This window comes from Azospirillum sp. UFLA03-27 (assembly GCF_059803775.1).
This window is the reverse complement of the sequence record NZ_JAUQTX010000383.1, coordinates 1-4,080: the sequence shown is the minus strand read 5'-3', so window position 1 is coordinate 4,080 and position 4,080 is coordinate 1. Positions and strand designations below refer to the sequence as shown.

Below are 4,080 nucleotides of genomic sequence, written 5' to 3'. Positions count from 1 at the left end.
AGGCGCTGGCCCGCATGCTGGTGGCGACCACCGGCCTGCTGGAGATGCGCACTCCGGACGTGCTGTTCCCCAACATCCTGCCGCGCGTCGTCGGGCTGCTGGGCATCGGGCGGCACGCCCTGCTGTGCATCCAGGGCGACACGCTGCCGCGCGACCGCCGCATCCGCGTGCGCGCCTCCACCGGGCGCTTCGCCAAGTGGAAGGACGTGGACGTCGCCGAGCTGGGCGAGCCCAACGTGGCCGCTGCGCTGGAGCGGCTGAGCCCGAGTTCCGAAACCATCGTGGAGCCGGGCTACTGCGCCCTGCGGCTGCGCGCCCATGGCGGGATCATCGGCATGATCTACGTCGAGGGCCACAACAACGAGGGCACCGCGCGCGAGTGGCAGCTGCTGGAGCTGTTCCGCAACAAATGCTCCATCGCCTTCGAGAACGCCCTGCTGTTCGAGGAGCTGAACACCGCGCAGAAGGCCACCGTCCTCGCCATGGGGTCGCTCGCCGAATACAAGGACAACGCCGCCGCCGGCCATCTCCAGCGGATCGAGCGGCTGGTCGGCGACATCGCGCGCGAGCTGCGCATCCACGGCCGCTTCGCCGACGAGCTGGACGAGGAGCTGGCGGAGAAGGTCGGGTTGGCCGCCCTGCTGCACGACGTCGGCATGCTGAGCGTGTCGGACGAGACGCTGGGCATTCCGGGCGAGCTGGCGAACAACGACATGGCCGCCATCCAACGCCACACCGTGATCGGCCACCGCATCCTCAGCGAGGCGGCGCTGCCCCTGCGCGGGCGCAGCCTGCTGTCGATCGCCGCGGAGATCGCACGCTACCACCACGAGCGCTACGACGGGTCGGGCTACATGGAAGGGCTGCGCGGTGGGGCGATCCCGGTGTCGGCGCGGATCATGGCCGTGGCCGACGTGTTCGACGCCCTCATCACCGACCGCCAATACCGCAAGGCCTGGGGGGTGGAGCACGCCATCGCCTGGATCGCCGAGCGGGCGGGCAAGGATTTCGACCCGCTGGTGGTCGAGGCGTTCCTGACGGTGATCCGCCGTATCCAGACCGAGGAGCCGGACTGGTTCCCCAAGCCGGAGGGTGGCAACCAGGGCATGCTGGTGGCGACCATCGGGCGCAAGCTGCGCGCCCTGTTCGGCAACCGCGCCGAACCGATCAACTGATTTCCGTTGCCGCGTGACGGAACGGGACTGAACGGCCTTTCCCAGGTGGAAAGGCCGTTTTGCCGTCGCCTTTCGGTGACGATGGGCGGCGCGGCAATGTGTCCGTTTCTCTCACTCTGGTTGCGCCTTAAATACTATTGTGTACAAAAAATCGTGTTACTATGAATTGCGCAACCGATACCACAGAGGCGTTCCTTGGTGGCGCTCCCGTGTGGTGATCTTGCGGCAGCATTTGGCGGAGCCGACCATGAAAGCCAGACGTTTCTTTTCCAGCCTCCTGACCTCCTGTGCCCTGCTGTTGGGCGCGACGGCGGCCCAGGCCGCCTACCCGGAGAAGCCGATCACCATGATCGTCGCCTACGGGGCGGGCGGATCGACCGACGTGACCGCGCGTATGCTGGCGCCCTTCATCGAGAAATACCTGGGCGGCGGCGCGCGGATCGTGGTGATGAACCGCGGCGGCGCCGGGGGGGAGATCGGCTTCGCGGCCATCGCCGACGCCACGCCGGACGGGTACACCATCGGCTTCATCAACACGCCGAACGTCGTCACCATCCCGATCGAGCGCAACGCCCGCTTCACGCTCGACCGGCTGGACCCGCTGGTGAACATCGTCGACGACCCGGGGATCATGACGGTCCACGGCGACAGCCCCTATAAGACGGTGGAGGATCTGGTTGCCCAGGCCAAGGCCAACCCGAACACCATCACGCTGGGCTCCACCGGCGTCGGCTCGGACGACCATCTGGGCATGCTGCTGCTCCAGCGGCAGGCGAATGTCCGCTTCACCCACGTGCCGTTTCCGGGCAGCGCGGAGAACTACCGCTCCATGCTCGGCCGCCACACCCAGATCTGCGGCCAGAATCTGGGCGAGGGGCTGCGCGGCAAGGCCGGCGGCGACAACATCCGCATCCTGGGCGTGATGAGCACGCAGCGTTGGGACATGGCGCCCGACCTGCCGACCTTCAAGGAACTGGGCTACAACATCACCATGGCGTCGCTGCGCGGCGTTGGCGCGCCGAAGGGCCTGCCGCCGGAGATCCGCACCAAGCTGGTAGAGGCGGTGACCAAGGCCGCCAACGATCCGGAGTTCCAGAGCAAGGCCCGCGACACCTACCAGCCGCTGCGCATCCTCGATTCGGAAGCCTTCTCCGCGGAGCTGAAGGAGCTGGACGGCGATTTCCGCAATCTCTGGCGCGAGTTCCCTTGGCTGAAGTGATCCGGGAAAAGCAAACAGGCGAGGCCGCATGAAAAAGGCCCCTCTCCCACCTGGAAGAGGGGCCTTTTTCATGGGCGCTGCCGGAGGACGCCACGGCGTCCTCACCGTATCGGGCCGGGTCAGGCCGCGGTGATGCGGGTGATGAAAGCTTCGATCTCGTTGTCCAGCCGGTTGAAGCTGCGCGACAGCTCCTCGGTCGTGGTCTGGACGGCGCCGGCGGAATGGCCGGTGGTTTCCGCCGCCTGCTGCACCAGCCGCATTTCCTGGAGCACGGCCACCGTGTCAGTGGCGGCGCGCTGCGAGCGCTCGCTGATGTCGCGGGTGGCGGCGTCCTGCTCCTCCACCGCCGCGGCGACGGTGCTGAGCGATTCGTCCACCTGCCGGATGGTGTTGACGATGGCGCGGATGGCGTTGACCGCCGCGGTCGTCGCCGCCTGCACCGCCGCGATTTCCGCGCCGATCTCGTCGGTGGCCTTGGCGGTCTGGTTGGCGAGGCTCTTGACCTCCTGCGCCACCACCGCGAAGCCCTTGCCGGCCTCGCCCGCGCGGGCCGCCTCGATGGTGGCGTTCAGCGCCAGCAGGTTGGTCTGGCCGGCGATGTTGTTGATGAGGCCGACCACCTCCTCGATCTTCCGGCTGGCCTCGCTGAGGCCCTGGACGATCGAGTCGGTCCGCCCGGCCTCGTCCACCGCGCCGCGGGCGAGCTGGGTCGACTGGGTGATGGACCGGGTGATCTCGTCGATGGAGGCGCGGAGCTGCTCGGCGCCGGCGGCCACGCTCTCCACCTCGCTCGTCGCCTCCTGCACGGCGTGGGCGACCGAATCGCTGTGGTGGCTGGTCTGGCGGGCGTTCTCCAGCATGACGTTGGCTTCGCCGCGCATGGATGTGGCGGACCGCACCACCTCGCCCATCATCGCCTTGACCGACGCCTCCAGGTCGGCGGCGAGGCTGTTCATGGCCCGCCGCTGCTCCTCCATGGCGCGGGTGCGCATGGCCTCCTGCTCGCGCGCCATCTCCTGGACGCGCAGAGCGTTCTCCTTGAAGACGCGGACGGTGCGGGCCATCTGGCCGATCTCGTCGCCGCGCTCGGCGGCGGGCACCTCGTCCTCCAGCCGGCCCTGGGCCAGCCGTTCCATGACCGTGGTCAGGCGGACCACCGGACGGGCGATGTTGAAGCCGATGAACAGTGCGACGCCCACCGTGATCAGCAGTGCGACGATCGCCGAGGCGATGAAGGCCTGGGTGGTCGCGTCGACCGACGCGTTCACGTTGGCGTAGGCGTCGGCCGACTGCTGGCGCTGGTAGGTCAGGTAGTCGCGGGCGGTGCCGTTCAGGCGTCCGTAGGCCGCCTGGACCTCCTGCAGGAAGTCGAGCGGATCGACGCCCATCTTCAGCAGGTCGAGGAAGCTGGTCACCTTCGCCTGATAGGCCGCGGTGTCGGAGCCGAAGCGCTGGAGGATCTGGCCCTCCTCCTCGGTCGCGGCGGACTGGCCCTTCATCTTGTCCGCCTGGACCTTCAGCTTGGTGATCTGTTCGGTCAGGGCCTTCGATTCATCCTCGACCGCCTTGGGGGAGGCGTTGGCGGTGCTGAGGATCACCGTCCGGTAGAGGCCGGCGTGGGCGACGGTCAGCGTGTCGGTCAACGCCTGGACATCCGCTTCCCGCGTGAAGGAGCGGTTGAACAGC

The 4,080-nt window shown here is 68.1% G+C and carries 3 protein-coding genes; 2 read left to right on the top strand and 1 reads right to left on the bottom strand.

The genetic code is table 11. The features are described from left to right. Together Q4I23_RS31035 and Q4I23_RS31030 are read left to right on the top strand one after the other, a co-directional pair. Positions 1 to 1,175: HD-GYP domain-containing protein (locus Q4I23_RS31035; protein WP_498528770.1), on the top strand; the 1,175-nt coding region annotated here is incomplete at its 5' end. Positions 1,176 to 1,422: 247 nt separating this feature from the next. Then, positions 1,423 to 2,394 (top strand): Bug family tripartite tricarboxylate transporter substrate binding protein, encoded by a 972-nt coding sequence (locus tag Q4I23_RS31030; RefSeq protein ID WP_237904811.1) that lies wholly within the window; start codon positions 1,423 to 1,425, stop codon positions 2,392 to 2,394. A gap of 119 nt (positions 2,395 to 2,513) precedes the next feature. Here the strand turns inward: Q4I23_RS31030 and Q4I23_RS31025 are convergent. After that, on the bottom strand, positions 2,514 to 4,080 hold a 1,567-nt coding region (locus Q4I23_RS31025), incomplete at its 5' end, for a methyl-accepting chemotaxis protein (RefSeq protein ID WP_498528769.1).